Origin of the sequence: Bradyrhizobium denitrificans (assembly GCF_013179005.1) — a bacterium.
Taxonomy (GTDB): Bacteria; Pseudomonadota; Alphaproteobacteria; order Rhizobiales; family Xanthobacteraceae; genus Bradyrhizobium; species Bradyrhizobium denitrificans.
In genome coordinates this window covers 1-17,187 of the sequence record NZ_JABFDP010000022.1, presented here as the reverse complement: position 1 = coordinate 17,187, position 17,187 = coordinate 1, and the positions used below count along the sequence as shown (strand labels likewise).

Sequence of the window (17,187 nt, the reverse complement as noted above, 5' to 3'; positions counted from 1 at the left end):
TCGCGCGGCGAAGTCTGCTATTCCTGAACGCAGCGGCACATCATCCAGGAGATCAGCATGTTCATCGCCATGAATCGTTTTCGCGTCGCCAAGGGCTCGGAGTCTGCCTTCGAGCAGGTCTGGCTGTCGCGCGACAGCCATCTCGACAAGGTGCCCGGCTTTGTCGAGTTTCATCTGCTGAAGGGACCGGAGGCCGAGGACCACACGCTCTATGCCTCGCACACGATCTGGGCGTCGAAAGCTGCCTTCGAGGATTGGACCAAGTCGGAAGCCTTCCGTGCTGCCCATAAAGGGGCCGGGGACAACAAGCCGCTTTATCTCGGACCGCCGCAGTTCGAAGGCTTCGAGGTGCGCCAGACGGTCGGCGGAAAGAAGTAGGACGTCGCTCGGGATCGCATTCGGCTGAGGCAATCCCTTCACGCAAAAAAATGCGGCCCCGGTCAGAGACGGCGACTGACGGGGACCGCTGAACGCGTGATCGGTGACGGGGGGTGATCAGGCGCCCCTTGAAGGGTAGGCCCGTGACGTGACCATTGCATGACAGCGGGTCTACAACGTCTTGCGATAGACGATGAAGCCCGAGCGCTCGGCGACCTTGTTGTAGAGCGCCTGGGCTGTGGTGTTGGTCTCGTGCGTCTGCCAATACGCCCGCGGAGAGCCGGCCCGCCGCGCCTCTGTGTAGACCGCTTCGATCAGCGCGCGACCGACACCCTTGCCGCGTGCGGCTTCGCTCGTGAACAGGTCGTTGAGATAGCAGATCGGTGCGATCGTCGTGGTGGTGCGGTGAAACAGGTAATGAACGAGACCGATCAGCTTGCCGTCCTGCTCGGCCACCAGCGCATGCACCGGCTCATCAGCATCGAAGAAGCGCGCCCATGTTGTCGCGGTCACCTCGGGCGGCAACGCGGTCGGTCCCGAACGGCCATAGAAGCTGTTATAGCCGTCCCACAAAGGCAGCCAGCGATCATAGTCCTCGTGCGCGATGGCACGTATCATGGGAGAGGAATGCATCAATGAGCCGCCATCGGTTGCTATGCCAAAGGCTCTCTCGATACGTCCTGCATCGCTTGTGATCAATCCATGATCAATCAGTAAGTCCGTTCTCTGTTGGAAACTGCGTCAGTTGCGCTTGAACCGTTCCGCCGCCTTCACTGAGCGGAGAGAGCGAAAGCTCGCCCTTCCGCTCGATCAGGATCAGCAGTGACGCCGCCAGCAGGATCGCGAGTGCCAGGGTCACGGCAACGATTACGACCGTTGATTTCATCGCCATTTGGAGCGCGAGACAATCATCGCCTGTTGTCGCGAAAACTGCGAAGGGTTTTCAAAAAAGTCTGCGGCTAAGTCGACATCAGGGCGCGGATGGAGAGCGTCGCGATGGTGACGATGCTTATGCCCAGCGATAGCGTGCCAGCTGCGATGCAGGCGGCGACGATGCTGGTCAGCCGCGGCGACAGAGTCAGCGTTGCATTGCCGTGAAAGCCGCCGGCGCGAAACGAGCCGTCGGGACGTTCAAGCAGGGACAGCGAGGAATGACCTCGGATCCCTGACAGACTCGGAACGGAAGCACGATGCCACCCATACATGACCTCGAATCCCTCACCCCTACATGCGCGAGCGAATCACTCGCGGAGGTAAATTCTGCAGTAATGACAGGCAGGAATGCGGCGGTGGCGGGCCAAAAGCGGCAAAACAATGGCGCTGGCGGTATTTGTTCCCACCATTCCGTGTGTTTTCTCCGCTATTCTACGGGCGGTCGGTAGTCTTACGGATCTCGCGCGATCGGTGTCCGCTCAATCGTAATCGGCGGCGATGCCGGCGGAGTCGATCATCGCCGGTTGCCAATCCATGGCGACGAAGCCCGGCGCCTGCTCGACCCGCCGCAGCCAGCTGCGGATTCTTGGAAAGGTCGACAGATCGAAGTCGCAGCGGTCGGCCACATGCGTGTAGCCGTAGAGAGCGATGTCGGCGACGGTCAGCTGCCTGGCTGCGAAGTAGTCGTTGGTCTTGAGATGATTCTCCATCACCTGCAGCGCTGCATAGCCGCGCTCCATCCAGTCCTCCAGTGCATGTGTCTGCAGGTCGCGCCCGCCCTTCACCAGCAGCAGCCAGAAATAGGCAGCCCCGATGTTGGGCTCCAGCGCGTGCTGCTCGAAGAACATCCATTGCAGCGCCTCGGCGCGCTCGATGCGCGATTCCGGCACCAGCGGCGTGCCGCCGGCGACGTACCACAGGATCGCATTGGACTCGGCGATGTAACGATCCTCTCCGACCTCGAGCAGGGGCACCTGGCCACTGGGATTCTTGGCGAGGAATTCAGGTGTGCGGCTCTCCCCGCGCAGAATGTCGATCTCGATCGCCTGATAGGGCGCGTTCAGCAACGCCAGCGCAAGGCGAACCTTGTAGCTATTGCCTGAGCGCTGCATGGAATAGAGCTTGTACATCCGGCCAATATCGAGTTCGAGGAATCGTTCAGTCGCAGAATCATGCATTCGGACGCCAGATCGTCCCGCAATGCGGCCAGACAATGATGCCGAAGGGCCGAGGCCGCAAGAGCCGGCGGATGGAAAAAGTCGAAAAGCGCTACTGCAGTGCACGCGCAGACAACAACTTTCCAACAGCGTCAAACAATCGAGATCACGCTTGTGCGATGCGCGCGTGTCCGCTGATCTCGGAGGCGCGATCACCCTGCGCGCGGAGCAGAGTGAGGGCGAACAGCGCGATCAGCACCATGAGGCCGAGCGGCACCGTGGTCAGCCCGGCGACGCTACGCGACAGCAGCGGCACGATCCAGGCTGCGCCGAGCGCGCTGATCTCATAGTCGCGAAAGCCGCATGCGAGGCCGTGACGAACGAAGAAGATGATCGCGACCGCCGTGACCACGAGGTCGTAGTCGAGCACATAGGGGGTTGCCAGCAGGCTTGCGCTTGCCAGCGCCGAAGCCTTGAGATCGAAGGCCGCTTCGCTCCGCCACAGCCAGGCGAGGCCGGTCGCGAGCGACAGGGCCATGATGGTCTGCACCGTGTAGGCGGTCTTGACATCGGCGCCCCAATGGCGCGCGGCTGAGAACGCCGACTGGATCTTTTCCCAGCCCGTGCCGCCTTGTTCGAGCACCACGTTCTGTGTGAACGTCATGGACTGAAAGAAGGCGTGCCAGACATCGCCGCCGAGCGCAGCAAAGCTGATCACAACCAGGGCGGAGACGGTGATGCCGGCTGCCGTGATCGTCGACCAGCGTCCGCCTGCGACGAGAGCCACAGGGATGAGCATGCCGAATTGCGGCTTGTAGGCGAGAAGCCCGATCAGAATTCCGGCCACCCACGGCCTGCGTTCGATCAGCAGCAGCGCACCACCGAGCAGTGCCGCCGTGAAGAAGGCGTTCTGCCCATGGCCGATGTTTACGAACACCGCCGGGAACGCGGCTGAAACCAGCAGCGTCTCGGGGCGCGGCAGGATCGCGCGCATGACGGCAAGGTAGGCAAGCAGGCTCGACACCACCCACAGCGCGAGCCCGCCGGCATAGGGCAGCATGGCGGTGATGGCGGCGACGGCGAAGAAGAACGGCGGATAGTGCCAGCCGAAGAACGGCACGTCCCGGCCATGGAAGACGGCCTTTTCCGTCGCGTGCTGCAGCGGCGGATCGTAGGCGTCAGCCGCCTTGCCCTGAAGGGTCAGCACGCCTGCCGCATAGACGTTGGAGAAGTCCGTGCCGATCGGCTTGCCGTGACGGTCGATCAGTCCGTCGGACAGCGCGATCCAGCCGGCGATCGTGGCCATGGTGAAGGCCAGCAGGATCCAGCTGTAGGACTTGATCCGCGCGGCCGTCAGCCAGTCGCCGGATCGCAGGGCGCACCCGATATCGGTCATCTCGGCCTGAAGAAATGGACAATCGTTCAGGCAGCCTAGCGGGGCGGCTTTAACGTTCTCTAAAGTCTTGGGAGCCATGTGCCCAAGCTTCTTGCGATGCCGCGCTGCGGGCCTTAAAAGCAGGCGTTTCCCTGACATGACCGGTCGTGGCCCGAATGGGGTGATCCACGACGCCTGCATAGGAGCTGATGATGTCCTTTCTCGCCGCTGCGCTCGACCGTGTTAAGCCGTCCGCGACCATCGCGGTCACGGATAAAGCGCGTGTCCTCAAAGCGGCGGGGCGCAATGTCATCGGCCTCGGCGCCGGCGAGCCGGATTTCGACACGCCTGACAACATCAAGGACGCCGCCATCAAGGCGATCCAGGCTGGCAAGACCAAGTACACCGCGGTCGACGGCATCCCTGAGCTGAAGGAAGCCATCATCGGCAAGTTCCAGCGCGAGAACGGGCTCACCTACAAGCCGAACCAGGTGATCGTCGGCGTCGGCGGCAAGCAGGTGCTTTATAATGCACTGATGGCGACCATCAATCCGGGCGACCAGGTGATCATCCCGGCGCCGTATTGGGTCAGCTATCCGGAGATGGTGGCGCTCGCCGGCGGCGAGCCCGTGCCGGTGGTCTGCACGGCCGCCCATGGCTTCAAGCTGCAGCCGGAGGCGCTGGAGAAGGCGATCACGCCGAAGACCAAATGGCTGATCCTGTGCTCGCCGTCGAACCCGACCGGCGCCGCCTATACCAAGGCCGAACTGAAGGCGCTCACCGAGGTGCTGGTCAAGCATCCGCATGTCTGGATCATGACCGACGACATGTATGAGCACCTCGTCTATGACGACTTCGTCTTCACGACTCCGGCGCAGGTCGAGCCGTCGCTGTTCGACCGTACGCTGACCGTGAACGGCGTCTCCAAGGCCTATTGCATGACCGGCTGGCGCATCGGCTATGCCGGCGGCCCGGCCAACCTCATTAAGGCCATGGCGACGATCCAGTCGCAGTCGACCTCGAATCCGTGCTCGATCGCGCAATGGGCGGCCGTGGAGGCCTTGAACGGTCCGCAGGATTTCATCCCGGCGAACAACAAGGTGTTCAAGGAGCGCCGCGATCTGGCGGTGTCGATGTTGAACCAGGCGAGCGGCATCGAATGCCCGCGGCCCGAAGGCGCGTTCTATGTCTATCCGTCCTGCGCCGGCACGATCGGCAAGACCGCGCCGTCCGGCAAGGTCATCGACAATGACGAGACATTCGTCACCGAGTTGCTGGAAACCGAGGGCGTGGCCGTGGTGCACGGCTCGGCCTTCGGCCTCGGCCCGGCGTTCCGCATCTCCTACGCCACCAAGACGTCGGATCTCGAGGAGGCCTGCAAGCGCATCCAGAGGTTCTGCGGCAATCTGAGGTAATCCGGCAACAGCCGCTCTCGATTCTCCTGCAGCCAAGTTCCGCACCAAAAGGCGCCATGTTTTCAACATGGCGCCTTTCTCTTGTCGGGCGGCAAGTGTGCTGGCTTGGGGTTGGAGTGGGATGCGGCTGCTCGTGCTGTCGATCGTGTTGCTCGGGGTGCTCGCCCCGCTCGCGCAGGCCCATGCAGCCCGGCCCATGCGGGCCGGCGTGCTCGAATGCGAGGGGCGCAGGACCTCGGGCAAGCTCGTGATGTCCCAGGCTCGACTGCGCTGCGTGTTTCGCAGCGAGGGCCGCCAGCCGGAGCGCTATGTCGCCAAGGTCCGCCGCTATGGTCTTGATCTCGGGCTGACCGACGAGACCAGGATGGCGTGGGCGGTCAACGCACCCGTCAACGATTTCGGTCGCAGTGAGCTGCGCGGCCGCTATGGCGGCCTGACCGCCAACGCTGCCGCTCTGGTCGGCTTTGGCGGCAGCTTGCTGTTTCGTGATTCTGGCCGCACGACCGCATTGCAGCCGATCAGTCTCCAGGGGCAGACCGGCATCAATCTGGCGGCGGGCGTTACCGAAGTCGAGCTCATGCCGCTGCTGCCGATGCATCCGAGCCCGAGCCGTTCATCGTCCTACTTCTCGCGCTTCTATCGCTGAGCGTCGACCCGTCTGCAGCGAACCCGTCGCAACAGCGTTCGCGACAACGGCCGCGGCGCCTGAGCCTCAGTGGCAAATCTGGTGCGGCGGTACGGCTTGTGCCATAGATGTGACAGCTCGTGATCATGGTTCGGTCGACGGGTCTGCATCACACCTTCATCTCAGCCGGAGTTTCTTCATGCGCTCGACCCTCCTCGCCGGGCTCACTGCTGCGGTTCTCTGCATGGCCGGCGCCGCCCAGGCGCAAGATCGCGTACGCGTCGGCGTGCTCGAATGCCGCGGTGGCGCCAGCATCGGCTTCATCGTCGGTTCGGTCACCCATCTCGGCTGCGTGCTGCGCGCCGACGGGCTGCCGGAGGATCGCTACGTCGCGACCATCCGCAAGGTGGGCGTCGATCTCGGCATCACCCAGGAATCGCTGCTGGCCTGGGTGGTCTATGCGCCGGTGGCGCGGCTCGGGGCGGGCGATCTCTCGGGGGACTATGCAGGCGCGCAGGGATCGGCCTCGGTCGGCGTCGGGCTCGGCGGCAACGTGCTGATCGGCGGCTCGGCCAATTCGATCGCGCTGCAGCCGCTGAGCGTCCAGGGACAAGTGGGGCTGGCGGTATCAGCCGGTCTGGAAAGTCTCGAATTGCGCCCGGGACGTTGATCCTGCCTTTGCCGTGACCACCGCTCTTCCCGCTATCGTGCGGGAAGAACGGTGCGTTCTCCGCAGTGCAGCAACGTTTTTCGCGGGTCTCCTGCTTGCCAAAGCGGCAGACCAGGCAGAGCATTCGGCTTTGCCGACCCAATCAAGGGCCGAGCTCCACAATGAGGAGGCGGCGAATGGGACAAGACCTGAGAAGTCCCCGAGGTCCACGGTGCATTGCGCTGGTGGGCCCTTTCCAAAGCGGTAAAACCACCCTGTTGGAGGCGATCCTGGCACGGACGGGCGCGACTCCGCGCGCCGGCAGCGTCGATGCCGGCACATCCGTCGGCGATGCCAGCGCGGAGGCGCGTCATCACAAGATGAGCGTCGCAATGACGGCGGCGACGACCACCTTCATGGGCGACAGCTACACATTCCTCGACTGTCCCGGCTCGATCGAATTCGCGCACGACATGCGCGCGGCGCTGCCAGCGGTCGATGCCGCGATCGTGGTCTGCGAGGCGGATGAGAAGAAGCTGCCGCAATTGCAGATCATCCTGCGCGAGCTCGAGGAGCTGCGGATTCCGCGCTTCCTGTTTCTCAACAAGATCGACCGCGCCAATGCGCGCATCAGAGAGACGCTCGCAACCCTGCAGCCGGCGTCGCGCGTGCCGCTGGTGCTGCGCCAGATCCCGATCTGGAACGGCGAACTGATCGAGGGCTTCGTCGATCTCGCGCTGGAACGCGCCTTCATCTATCGCGAGCACAAGGCGTCCGAGGTGATTGCGCTCGAGGGCGGCAATCTCGACCGCGAGAAGGAGGCGCGGTTCTCGATGCTGGAGAAGCTCGCCGATCACGACGATTCGCTGATGGAGCAGCTGCTGGAGGACATCCCGCCGCCGCGCGATGCGGTGTTCGATGATCTCGCGCGCGAATTGCGCGATGGCCTGATCTGCCCGGTGCTGCTCGGCTCGGCCTTGCGCGAAAACGGGGTGCTCCGGCTGATGAAGGCGCTGCGCCACGAGGCGCCCGGCATCGCGGAGACTGCAAAGCGGTTCGGCGTGACGGAGACCAAGGAGGCGCTCGGCTACGTCTTCAAGACGCTGCATCTGCAGCACGGCGGCAAGCTGTCCCTGACGCGGGTGCTGTCCGGCCATCTCGACGACGGCGCCACGCTGCATGCCGCTTCCGGCGAGGCCGCGCGCATCTCCGGCATCCTCGCCGCGACCGGTGCCTATGACAGCAAGCGCGCCGCTGCGGAGGCCGGCGATACGGTCGCGCTCGGCAAGCTCGACGTGGTCAAGACTGGCGACACGATCGCGACCGGCAAGACGGCGCCGCAGGCATTGGTCAAGATCGATCCATGGCCGCCGGTGCTGGCGCTCTCGATCGCCGCCCTCGACCGCAAGGACGACGTCAAGCTCGGCCAGGCCCTGCAGCGGCTGCACGAGGAGGATCCGTCGCTGACCATGGTGCAGAACCCGCGCACCCATGACACGGTGCTGTGGGGGCAGGGCGAGATGCATCTCCGCGTCGCGCTGGAGCGGCTGCGCGACCGTTTCGGCGTCCATGTCAAATCGCAGGCGCCTGCGATCGGCTATCAGGAGACCATCCGCAAGCCGATCACCCAGCGCGGCCGGCACAAGAAGCAGTCCGGCGGCCATGGCCAGTTCGGCGACGTCGTGCTCGATATCAAGCCACTGCCGCGCGGCGAAGGTTTCCAGTTCACCGAGAAGGTGGTCGGCGGCGCGGTGCCGCGCAACTACATCCCGGCGGTGGAAGAGGGCGTGGTCGACGCCTTGGCACGGGGGCCGCTGGGCTTTCCCGTGATCGATGTTGCGGTCACGCTCACCGACGGCTCCTATCACAGCGTCGACTCGTCCGATCTTGCGTTCCGGACCGCTGCAAGGGTCGGTGTCAGCGAAGGACTGCCGCAGTGCCAGCCGGTGCTGTTGGAGCCGATCCACACCGTCGAGATCGTCTGTCCGACCGAGGCGACCGCCAGGATCAACGCGATTCTGTCGGCACGGCGCGGCCAGATCCTGTCGTTCGACACCCGCGACGGCTGGCCGGGCTGGGACTGCGTCCGCGCCATGATGCCGGAGGCGGAGATCGGCGAATTGATCGTCGAACTACGCTCGGCCACCGCCGGCGCAGGCAGCTTCACCCGACAGTTCGACCACATGGCCGAGGTGACGGGCCGCGCCGCCGACCACATCATTGCTTCGCACCGCGACGCGGCGTAGCGGCATCGCCGCAACCAAGCCTGAAGCTGGCCGAGCCTTTGCGGCTCGGCCACGGCTTGTGATGGGCAGGGCTCCGATCGGCATCGGGGCGGGCCGGAGCCGGCCGCAATGCGGCAAAATGTGCACTTCTGCACCTTCAGCGGCCGCGAGTTGGTGCTATGATGCAGGGCAGCGGAGCTGATATTCCGCCGCCATCCGCTGATGCAGGTCAGCAGCTCATCCCATGCGTGTGCGGCGGGTTCCCGGCCGGGAGGGCCCCGCGTTATCCCGCGCGGTTGTCCGTCCCCGCTCAAGTGTCCCGTGACCAAAAAGCTCCCGCACGCTCCATTCTATCTGCGCGCCGCCGACGCCACTGAAAAGCTCCGCCGGCGTGCTCTGCTCGGTTACGCGATCGCCATCGGTGCGACATTCATTGCCTTCGTGCTGCGGCTCGCTCTCGTCGATACGCTTCCGGACGGGTTTCCCTATCTGACCTTCTTCCCGGCCGTCATTCTGACGGCGTTCTTCTGCGGCTTCGGGCCGGGCGTGCTCTGCGCCGTGCTGTCCGGCCTGCTCGCCTGGTCCGTCTTCATTCCGGGCTCCGGCTATCAGACTGCGCTCGCGCTCGGCTTCTACGCGATCATCGTCGCGGTCGACATCACGCTGATCCACATCATGCATGAGGCGGCCCAGCGGCTGCGGCAGGAGCGGGCGGTTTCCGAAAGCCTTTACGACAACCAGAGTGTGCTGTTCCAGGAGTTGCAGCACCGGGTCGCCAACAACATCCAGTTCATCGCCGGGCTGCTGATGATGCAGAAGCGGCAGGCGATCGCCGATCCCAGCCGCGCGATCGGGATCCTCGACGAGGCGCAGGCGCGGCTGCAGACCATCTCCCGGATCCACCGCATGCTGCACGATCCCGGCCGGATGGACGTGGACATCGGCCCCTATCTGCAGGAGATCTGCAACGATGTCCTGGACTCGAGCGGTGCGCGCGAGGTGACCTGCGTGGTCGATTTCGTGCCGGCGAAACTCGATCTGACACGCCTGACGGCGTTGTCGCTGCTGGTTGTGGAGTTGGTCACCAATGCGTTGAAACACGCCTTTGGCCCGGGACAAGCGGGGACCATCCGGGTCAACATGCGGCCGCTCGATGCCACGCATTACGCCTTGACGATCTCGGACGACGGCCAGGGCATGTCGGCGGATGCCGATCCCGGCGCGGGCGATAGCCTCGGCTGGCGGATCTGTCAGGGCTTGGCGGCCCAGCTCAACGGCAGGTTGACCTACAGCAGCGATGGCGGGACGACGGTCCGGCTCGAATTCCCCCGATGGGGTCCGACCTGAGCCGGCGTGACGGCACAGCAGCCGCGGGCGATCCCCGGCGCGGCGCTTGCTTTTGGATCGATGTGATGTATTTTACATCATTGTCTTTGTCTCATGCATCAATTATGGTGTGTGCTACGTGAGGCCATCGTGATCACGTCGTTCCAGATGCGAGCAGCCCGGGCGCTGCTCGGGATAGATCAGAAAACCTTGGCCGAGCTGGCCGGCGTGTCGCTGCCGACGATCCAGCGGATGGAAGCCTCCACAGGCAACGTCCGCGGCGTGGTGGACTCGCTGACCAAGGTCGTCGATGCGCTCAATCGTGCGGGCGTGGATCTGATCGGCGAGCATGCCCGCAGCGAGGATGGCGGGCGTGGTGTTCGCCTGAAGGACCCGGGATCGCCCCGCCGCTTGGGCCGTCAAACTGACATTGCGCGCGATAGCGCGGGTTGAGGCCTGTCGCGCGGCACGGGGGTCTGAAGCTCCGTGTGAGACGCATCGTCGGTGGTCGTCCGCCCCGATGGCGCGACGGGAGCGTGATGGGCATGAGCATCGCAAGCGAGCATAATGCGCGGGGATCGGTCGGACGTCATCAGCCGACCTTCGCGGAGCTGTATTCACCGAAACTTTTGACGGTCCTGCGCGAAGGCTATGGCCTGGCCGATCTGCGCGCCGATGCGCTGGCGGGCTTGACGGTCGCGATCGTCGCTTTGCCGCTGTCGATGGCCATCGCCATCGCCTCCGGTGTTTCGCCCGGCCGTGGCCTCTACACGGCCGTCGTCGGCGGCTTCCTGATCTCGCTGCTCGGCGGCAGCCGCTTCCAGATCGGCGGCCCGGCCGGCGCCTTCATCGTGCTGGTCGCCGCGACCGTCGACCGCCAGGGCCTCGACGGCCTGCTGGTCGCCACCATGATGTCCGGGGTGATGCTGGTGATCGCCGGCTATTTGCGGCTCGGCACCTACATCAAGTTCATTCCCTATCCGGTCACGGTCGGCTTCACCGCGGGCATCGCGGTCATCATCTTCGCCAGCCAGCTGAAGGATCTGTTCGGCATCACGCTGCCCGGCAAGGAGCCGGGCGAGCTGATCCCCAAGCTGGTCGCGCTCGCGCATGGCGCGCCGACCGCGAACATCCCGGCGGTTGCGCTCGCCGTGATGTCCATCGTCATCATCGTCTGGCTGAAGCAGCTGCGGCCGACCTGGCCCGGCATCCTCATCGCGGTCGTCATTGCCGCCATCATCACCTTTGCGCTGCAGCTGCCCGTGGAGACCATCGGCACGCGCTTCGGCGGCATTCCGCGCGAGCTGCCGGCGCCGGCGCTGCCGGCATTTTCGCTGGCCAAGGTCCAGGCGGTGTTTCCCGATGCGATCGCCTTCACGCTGCTCGGGGCGATCGAGTCGCTGCTGTCGGCCGTCGTCGCCGACGGCATGACCGGCCGGCGCCATCGCTCCAATTGCGAGCTGGTGGCGCAGGGCTTCGCCAATATCGGATCGGCGCTGTTCGGCGGCATCTGCGTCACCGGCACCATCGCGCGCACCGCGACCAATGTCCGCGCCGGCGCGCGTGGGCCCGTGTCGGGCATGCTGCATTCGCTGTTCCTGCTGGTGTTCATGCTGATCGCCGCCCCCTTGGCGAGCTACATCCCGCTGTCGGCGCTCGCCGCCGTGCTGGTCGTGGTGGCCTGGAACATGGCCGAGAAGCACGAATTCCTGACCCTGATCCGCTCGTCCTGGGGCGATGCCACGGTGCTGCTCGCCACCTTCGGGCTGACGATCTTTCGCGACCTCACCGAAGGCATCCTGGTCGGCTTCGCGCTCGGCGCCGTGCTGTTCATCAACCGCATGGCGCAGATGACCGGGGTCGAGGACGGCACGCCGCTGGTCGCGCAGGACCGCGCCGATTTCGAGGATGGCGCGCGTGTGCCGTATGATGCCAAGCTCAGCGCCGACAAGGATGTGCTGGTCTATCGCATCACCGGCGCGTTCTTCTTCGGCGCGGCCTCGACGGTCGGCACCGTGCTCGATTCCATCGCCGACCGGCGCAAGGCCTTCGTGGTCGATTTCGCCGCGGTGCCATTCCTGGATTCGACGGCGGCCAATGCCATGAGCCGCGTCGCCGCCAAAGCCAAGCGCCAGGGCATCCGGCTGTTCATCACCGGGGCCTCGCCGACGGTGCGCCGGGCCTTGCTGACCCACGGCGTGCGGCCGCCGCTGGTGCGCTACCGCGAGACCATCGAGCGCGCCGTGGCCGACATCAAGGGCCGGGAGACGGCGGGCGAGGAGATCGCCGACGGGCTGGCGGCGAGCTGACCGTCGCGGTCTCGGGCAATTGTCACCCGCGGGACTTGGCCGGCGGGCTGGGCCGGCGAGCATTGACTCCGGCCGGAGCTTGTCCGATGTCAGCGCCATGACCCTCGCTGCCAAACCCCGCGCCGCGTGCCTGATCGGGTGGCCTGCCGCGCATTCGCGCTCGCCGCTGATCCATCATCATTGGCTGCACAAGCTCGGCATCGCCGGCGGCTACACGATCGAGGCCGTGCCGCCGGAAGAGCTGGCTGACTTCGTGACGCATCTCCACGGCCGCGGCTTTGTCGGCGCCAATGTCACGATTCCGCACAAGGAGCGGGTGCTGGAGCTGACCAAGCCGGACTCCCGTGCCCGCGCGGTCGGCGCGGCCAACACGCTGTGGTACGAGCACGGGATCTTGCGTGCGACCAACACCGATGTCGAAGGCTTCGTCGGCAATCTCGATGTCGCGGCGCCTGGCTGGGACCGCACCGATGTGGCGCTGGTGCTCGGCTCGGGCGGCTCCGCCCGGGCCGTCGTGTTCGGCCTGCTCGAGCGCGGCATCGGCCGTGTTCACGTCATCAATCGCACCGCCGCGCGCGCGCAGGCGCTGGCCGATCAGTTCGGCCCCCGCGTCGTCGCCGGCGGCTGGGAGCAGGTCAGCGCGCTGCTGCCGCAGGCCGGGCTGCTCGTCAACACGACCTCGCTCGGGATGCATGGCCAGCCGCCGCTGGCGATCGAGATCGGTCGGTTGCCGGAGCAGGCCGTCGTGGTCGACATCGTCTATGTGCCGTTGGAGACGCAGTTGCTCGTGGCTGCCCGCGCGCGCGGACTGCGCACGGCGGACGGCCTCGGCATGCTGCTGCATCAGGCCGTGCGCGGCTTTGAATTGTGGTTCGGCGAGCGTCCCCAGGTGACGCCTGAGCTGCGCGCACTCGTCGAGGCCGATCTCCGCAACAGATAGCGGTCTCCCGGCTGTCGAGATCGGCCCGCGATGCAATATCGCCGCAATGCCACGGTCGATTTGGTCGATCCGGCGAGCTAGAACGACGTCCGGATTTTGAGGACGGATGATGCGGCGATTGGCGATCGGTATTTTGGTCTTGGTGCTGCTCGGCGTGGCGCCCTGCAGGGCCGCGAGCCGGATCGCTCTGGTGGTCGGCAATTCGGACTATCAAAGTGTCGGCAAGCTTGCCAATCCGGCCAATGATGCGCGCCTCGTCGCCGAGACCTTTCAACGCCTGGGCTTCACCCTGGTCGGCGGAGCTGCACAGCTCGATCTCGACAAGTCGCGTTTCGACCAGGTGATCCAGACCTTCAGCAAGCAACTGCTCGGTGCTGAGGTCGCCGTGTTCTACTACGCGGGCCACGGCATCCAGGTGCGCGGCACCAACTACCTCGTGCCGATCAGCGCCAATCCGGCGCGCGAAGCCGATGTCGATTTCATGATGGTCGATGTCGGCCTCGTGCTGCGCCAGATGGAAGCGGCCGGCACCAAGCTGAACATCGTCATCCTCGATGCTTGCCGTAACAATCCGTTCGGGGGACGCGGCCTGCGATCGAGCGATGGCGGCTTGGCGCAGATCCGCGCACCTGAAGGCACGATCCTGTCCTACGCGACGCAGCCCGGCAATGTGGCGCTCGATGGCGATGATGGACACAGCCCGTACACGCGCGCGCTGGTCGATGCGGTGCAGCGGCCAGGGCTGGACGTGCTGCAGGCCTTCAACCAGGTCGGCCTTTCCGTGAAGAAGGCCACGGCCAGCGCGCAGCAGCCCTGGGTCGCTTCGTCCCCGATCGATGGCTCCTTCTACTTCGCGGGGCCTGCGGACGGGCAGTTGGCTGCTGCACCGGTCGCTGCAGCCGTCTCACCGCCACCAGCACAGGCGCCGGCCATGGCCAGCGCGCCGCGATCGGCCGAGTTCGTATTCCCGGACTCCGACCAGCGCTTGCTGTCCGCCGCCGACCTGCAGGGACGTACGAAGGACGAGCTTCGCATTGCCCGCAATGAAATCTTCGCGCGCCGCGGACGCTATTTCTCCTCGCCCGAGCTGACGGCCTATTTCGGCAGGTTCTCCTGGTACGTGCCGCGCACCTGGGATCCGGTCTTGAGCCCGGTCGAGGCCGCCAATGTCGATTTGCTCGATCGCGCCGAAAATGGCGGGACCAGCGGATTCATCTTTCCCGACTCCGACCGCCGCCTGTTGACCGCGGCCGAACTGGCGCGGCTGTCCAAGGCCGAGTTGCGGCTGGCCAAGAACGAAATCTTTGCCCGGCGCGGGCGCTTCTTCGATGCGCCGGACCTCAAGGCCTATTTCGGTCGCTTCGCCTGGTATGTGCCGTCGACCTGGAATCCGACCCTGACTGGGGTCGAGGAGGCCAACGTCAAGCTGATTGATCAGATGAGCAGGCGGCCGTGACCCGTCCCTCGGCTCTGCGCCTCCTGGCGATCGGCGTCTGCCTGCAGTGGCTGTCCGCGTCGGCCGTGCGCTGCGAAACGATCGGCAGCATGCTGGACCGGCTGGTGCAGGCCTATCCGCAAGCGCTGGCCGGACATGACGACGAGGTCGTCATCTGGCGCGACGGCACGCGCATGCCGGTCGGCCAACTCGATCCGGAGCGCCCCTTCGCCGACAAGCTCCGCAACGCGACCATCCTCGATCAGCTCAGCCTGTCCTATCCGCTTGGCGCGCCATCGCCGCCCGCCGTCAACGCCGATCCCGGGCGCTTCAGGAACGAGGCCTTCTTCAAGAAGATGTATGGCGACTGCAACGCAGGCGGCGTAGCCGGGCATCTCGTCTCGATCACCTGGCTGCCGAAGAGTTTTGGCAAGACAGTCAAGGTGACGCGCATCAATGGCATTGCCGAGCGGCTGACGGAGATATCCAGGGAGATCGACGATCTCGACCCCAAGATCAAGCGCGCCGCCTTTCCGATCGCGGGCGTTCTGTCCTGCCGTCCGGTGGCCGATACGGGCCGGATGAGCATGCACGGCTATGCGGCGGCGATCGATCTGAACCTGGACTATTCCGACTATTGGCTGTGGAACGCCAGATCGTCCGTGTCCATTCCCTACAAGAATCGTTTTCCGCAGCAGATAGTCGAGATCTTCGAGCGGCACGGATTCATCTGGGGCGGCCGGTGGTATCACTACGACACGATGCATTTCGAGTATCGGCCGGAGCTGCTGCCGGCGCAGCCGCGCTGAGCGTCTGCCCGCGTTGAGGGGCGTCCGCGAAGGCTCGGTCGGTGGGGCAGTCATTCTCACAATGACTTGAGAATGGAATAAGCGCCGCCGACAAGCGTCTCATTCCACGTATTCTCGAGCGGGATCGCGTGCGGCCCCGCATGAGAGGCCTAGCCAGACAGCCCCTGGAGTCCCCTGCATGTCCTTCCGTTTCGCCCTGATACGCCCCGCTGTTGCATTTGCCATGGTCGCAACGACCTCCATGCTTGCCATCGCGCAGCAGGCCCCCGTGCCGACGCGCGTCCGCGGCGCCGTCGAAAGCGTGGACGCGGAAACGATGACGGTCAAAGCGCGCAGCGGCGAGATCTTCAAGCTGCGCATGGCGGGCGATCTGCGCGTGTCCGGCGTCGTCAAGGCCGACCTCGCCGACATCAAGCCCGGCTCGTTCATCGGCGCCACCACTGTGCCCGGGCCGGACGGCGCGCCGAAGGCGGTCGAGATTCACATCTTCCCGGAGGAGATGCGCGGCACCGGCGAAGGCTCGCGGTCGTGGGACCTGAAGCCGAATTCGAGCATGACCAACGCCACAGTGTCCGAAAGCTCGGTGTCGACCGACGGCCATACGCTGCTGGTCAAATACAAAGGCGGCGAGAAGCGCATCGATATCGCGCCCGAGACCCCGATCGTTACCTTCGTGCCCGGCGACAAGTCCGAGCTGAAGGCCGGTGCCAAGGTGATGGCCACGATCAAGCAACTGCCCGACGGCTCCTTCGAGACCAGCCGCGTCAGCGTCGGCCGCGACGGCATCACACCGCCGATGTGATCCAGCTCATCTTTGCCGACGCCGCATCCTGACGAATGTCCGAGCGGACGAGCGACGCTGTCATGCTCCGCGAAGGCGGAGCATCCAGTATTCGCGGCAGACGATATCGAGCTGAACCGTCACGGCGTACTGGATCGTCCTTCGCGGACGATGACAGCGGGGGTCTCAATGTCCCTATCAACAGGACACAGACTTTGGAATCGGCCGTCTAGCAGGCTGTTGAAAAAGGCGCTGGCCACAAGCTTCTGATCGTGATTCTCTTGGATGCGGATGCTTCGTGGGGAAGACGATGCGGGGAAGTGACGAACGATCTGGGGCGCTGTTCAGCTATGTGGACCTGGAGGCTCGGGTTCGGCCCGACCATCCGCTGCGCACGATCCGGCGGCTCGCCAATGCGGCGCTGGCTGACCTTTCAAGGGACTTCGAAGCGCTCTACACCGCGTTCGGCCGGCCGTCGATCGCGCCGGAGAAACTGCTGCGGGCGATGCTGCTGCAGGCGTTTTACGGCNGGGCGTCGATCAAAAGCTTCCGCCGCAAGGACGGCGGCGATCAGGACAATGACGGTCCGGGCCGCAACGCCGAGCGCAGCTTCCACAAGGAAAAGCGCAGCAACGAGACGCATCAGAGCACGACCGATCCCGAGGCGCGGCTGTACAAGAAGGGCGAGGGCCAGCCGGCGAAGCTCTGCTACATGGCTCATACCTTAATGGAGAACCGCAATGGCCTCGCCGTGCTGGGCGGCGTCAGCCAGGCAACCGGCACCGCGGAGCGGGATCAGGCGCTGGAACTGATCGACCGCCATCGCGGCG

18 protein-coding genes are annotated in these 17,187 nt (G+C 65.1%); 13 read left to right on the top strand and 5 right to left on the bottom strand.

Features of this window, described 5'->3' with window-relative positions:
* The first annotated feature begins 57 nt into the window (after nucleotides 1-57).
* Nucleotides 58-378, top strand: a complete 321-nt coding sequence (gene hmuQ / locus HL671_RS24055) for a heme-degrading protein HmuQ (protein WP_012042032.1) — start codon at nucleotides 58-60, stop codon at nucleotides 376-378.
* A 171-nt stretch (nucleotides 379-549) separates the two neighbouring features.
* Here hmuQ and HL671_RS24050 read toward each other — a convergent pair whose 3' ends face one another.
* The 5 genes from HL671_RS24050 to HL671_RS24030 all read right to left on the bottom strand — a co-directional run bounded on the left by HL671_RS24050 (nucleotide 550) and on the right by HL671_RS24030 (nucleotide 3,864).
* Entirely contained in the window at nucleotides 550-1,011 is a 462-nt protein-coding gene (locus HL671_RS24050; RefSeq protein WP_172239329.1) for a GNAT family N-acetyltransferase, read from the bottom strand.
* 73 nt (nucleotides 1,012-1,084) lie between these two features.
* Complete coding sequence (locus tag HL671_RS24045) at nucleotides 1,085-1,270, bottom strand: hypothetical protein (protein ID WP_012042034.1); 186 nt, start codon at nucleotides 1,268-1,270, stop codon at nucleotides 1,085-1,087.
* A gap of 67 nt (nucleotides 1,271-1,337) precedes the next feature.
* The gene (locus HL671_RS24040; protein WP_012042035.1) at nucleotides 1,338-1,583 is read right to left on the bottom strand and encodes a hypothetical protein; all 246 of its coding nucleotides are present in this window, start codon (nucleotides 1,581-1,583) and stop codon (nucleotides 1,338-1,340) included.
* Nucleotides 1,584-1,790: 207 nt separating this feature from the next.
* Complete coding sequence (locus HL671_RS24035) at nucleotides 1,791-2,441, bottom strand: glutathione S-transferase family protein (RefSeq protein ID WP_012042036.1); 651 nt, start codon at nucleotides 2,439-2,441, stop codon at nucleotides 1,791-1,793.
* Nucleotides 2,442-2,634: 193 nt separating this feature from the next.
* Nucleotides 2,635-3,864, bottom strand: a complete 1,230-nt coding sequence (locus tag HL671_RS24030; RefSeq protein WP_172239326.1) for a glycosyltransferase family 87 protein — start codon at nucleotides 3,862-3,864, stop codon at nucleotides 2,635-2,637.
* Between the two features lie 191 nt (nucleotides 3,865-4,055).
* Here HL671_RS24030 and HL671_RS24025 point away from each other — a divergent pair, with 191 nt between their 5' ends.
* From HL671_RS24025 to HL671_RS23970, 12 genes are all read left to right on the top strand, one after another.
* Nucleotides 4,056-5,258: a pyridoxal phosphate-dependent aminotransferase gene (locus HL671_RS24025; protein ID WP_041751331.1), complete on the top strand. Its 1,203-nt coding sequence runs from the start codon at nucleotides 4,056-4,058 to the stop codon at nucleotides 5,256-5,258.
* Between the two features lie 121 nt (nucleotides 5,259-5,379).
* Nucleotides 5,380-5,904 (top strand): DUF992 domain-containing protein, encoded by a 525-nt coding sequence (locus tag HL671_RS24020; RefSeq protein ID WP_172239323.1) that lies wholly within the window; start codon nucleotides 5,380-5,382, stop codon nucleotides 5,902-5,904.
* A gap of 178 nt (nucleotides 5,905-6,082) precedes the next feature.
* The gene (locus tag HL671_RS24015) at nucleotides 6,083-6,553 is read left to right on the top strand and encodes a DUF992 domain-containing protein (protein WP_012042040.1); all 471 of its coding nucleotides are present in this window, start codon (nucleotides 6,083-6,085) and stop codon (nucleotides 6,551-6,553) included.
* 176 nt (nucleotides 6,554-6,729) lie between these two features.
* Nucleotides 6,730-8,778, top strand: coding sequence for an elongation factor G (locus tag HL671_RS24010; RefSeq protein ID WP_172239320.1), 2,049 nt, complete (start codon nucleotides 6,730-6,732; stop codon nucleotides 8,776-8,778).
* A gap of 300 nt (nucleotides 8,779-9,078) precedes the next feature.
* Nucleotides 9,079-10,104 (top strand): sensor histidine kinase, encoded by a 1,026-nt coding sequence (locus HL671_RS24005; RefSeq protein ID WP_172239317.1) that lies wholly within the window; start codon nucleotides 9,079-9,081, stop codon nucleotides 10,102-10,104.
* A 129-nt stretch (nucleotides 10,105-10,233) separates the two neighbouring features.
* Entirely contained in the window at nucleotides 10,234-10,536 is a 303-nt protein-coding gene (locus HL671_RS24000; RefSeq protein WP_041751332.1) for a helix-turn-helix domain-containing protein, read from the top strand.
* A gap of 92 nt (nucleotides 10,537-10,628) precedes the next feature.
* Nucleotides 10,629-12,392 (top strand): SulP family inorganic anion transporter, encoded by a 1,764-nt coding sequence (locus HL671_RS23995; RefSeq protein ID WP_012042044.1) that lies wholly within the window; start codon nucleotides 10,629-10,631, stop codon nucleotides 12,390-12,392.
* 97 nt (nucleotides 12,393-12,489) lie between these two features.
* The gene (locus HL671_RS23990; RefSeq protein WP_172239314.1) at nucleotides 12,490-13,332 is read left to right on the top strand and encodes a shikimate dehydrogenase; all 843 of its coding nucleotides are present in this window, start codon (nucleotides 12,490-12,492) and stop codon (nucleotides 13,330-13,332) included.
* A 109-nt stretch (nucleotides 13,333-13,441) separates the two neighbouring features.
* Nucleotides 13,442-14,788 (top strand): YARHG domain-containing protein, encoded by a 1,347-nt coding sequence (locus HL671_RS23985; RefSeq protein ID WP_246579491.1) that lies wholly within the window; start codon nucleotides 13,442-13,444, stop codon nucleotides 14,786-14,788.
* Nucleotides 14,785-15,576 carry a M15 family metallopeptidase gene (locus HL671_RS23980; protein WP_172239308.1) on the top strand — a complete coding sequence of 264 codons (792 nt, stop codon included), beginning with the start codon at nucleotides 14,785-14,787 and terminating at the stop codon, nucleotides 15,574-15,576. The genes HL671_RS23985 and HL671_RS23980 overlap by 4 nt, the downstream gene beginning before the upstream one ends.
* A 241-nt stretch (nucleotides 15,577-15,817) precedes the next feature.
* Complete coding sequence (locus HL671_RS23975) at nucleotides 15,818-16,378, top strand: hypothetical protein (RefSeq protein ID WP_012042048.1); 561 nt, start codon at nucleotides 15,818-15,820, stop codon at nucleotides 16,376-16,378.
* A 289-nt stretch (nucleotides 16,379-16,667) separates the two neighbouring features.
* Nucleotides 16,668-17,187 (top strand): transposase (locus HL671_RS23970; RefSeq protein WP_172239305.1); only part of this gene is annotated, 520 nt, incomplete at its 3' end.

Bases quoted from the DNA above. Each gene is read 5' to 3' on its own strand.
- HL671_RS24040 (WP_012042035.1), bottom strand. From the start codon at position 1,583: ATGTATGGGTGGCATCGTGCTTCCGTTCCGAGTCTGTCAGGGATCCGA.
- hmuQ (WP_012042032.1), top strand. From the start codon at position 58: ATGTTCATCGCCATGAATCGTTTTCGCGTCGCCAAGGGCTCGGAGTCT.
- HL671_RS24045 (WP_012042034.1), bottom strand. From the start codon at position 1,270: ATGGCGATGAAATCAACGGTCGTAATCGTTGCCGTGACCCTGGCACTC.
- HL671_RS23995 (WP_012042044.1), top strand. From the start codon at position 10,629: ATGAGCATCGCAAGCGAGCATAATGCGCGGGGATCGGTCGGACGTCAT.
- HL671_RS23975 (WP_012042048.1), top strand. From the start codon at position 15,818: ATGCTTGCCATCGCGCAGCAGGCCCCCGTGCCGACGCGCGTCCGCGGC.
- HL671_RS24015 (WP_012042040.1), top strand. From the start codon at position 6,083: ATGCGCTCGACCCTCCTCGCCGGGCTCACTGCTGCGGTTCTCTGCATG.
- HL671_RS23985 (WP_246579491.1), top strand. From the start codon at position 13,442: ATGCGGCGATTGGCGATCGGTATTTTGGTCTTGGTGCTGCTCGGCGTG.
- HL671_RS24010 (WP_172239320.1), top strand. From the start codon at position 6,730: ATGGGACAAGACCTGAGAAGTCCCCGAGGTCCACGGTGCATTGCGCTG.
- HL671_RS24020 (WP_172239323.1), top strand. From the start codon at position 5,380: ATGCGGCTGCTCGTGCTGTCGATCGTGTTGCTCGGGGTGCTCGCCCCG.
- HL671_RS23990 (WP_172239314.1), top strand. From the start codon at position 12,490: ATGACCCTCGCTGCCAAACCCCGCGCCGCGTGCCTGATCGGGTGGCCT.
- HL671_RS24025 (WP_041751331.1), top strand. From the start codon at position 4,056: ATGTCCTTTCTCGCCGCTGCGCTCGACCGTGTTAAGCCGTCCGCGACC.
- HL671_RS24030 (WP_172239326.1), bottom strand. From the start codon at position 3,864: ATGACCGATATCGGGTGCGCCCTGCGATCCGGCGACTGGCTGACGGCC.
- HL671_RS24035 (WP_012042036.1), bottom strand. From the start codon at position 2,441: ATGTACAAGCTCTATTCCATGCAGCGCTCAGGCAATAGCTACAAGGTT.
- HL671_RS24050 (WP_172239329.1), bottom strand. From the start codon at position 1,011: ATGCATTCCTCTCCCATGATACGTGCCATCGCGCACGAGGACTATGAT.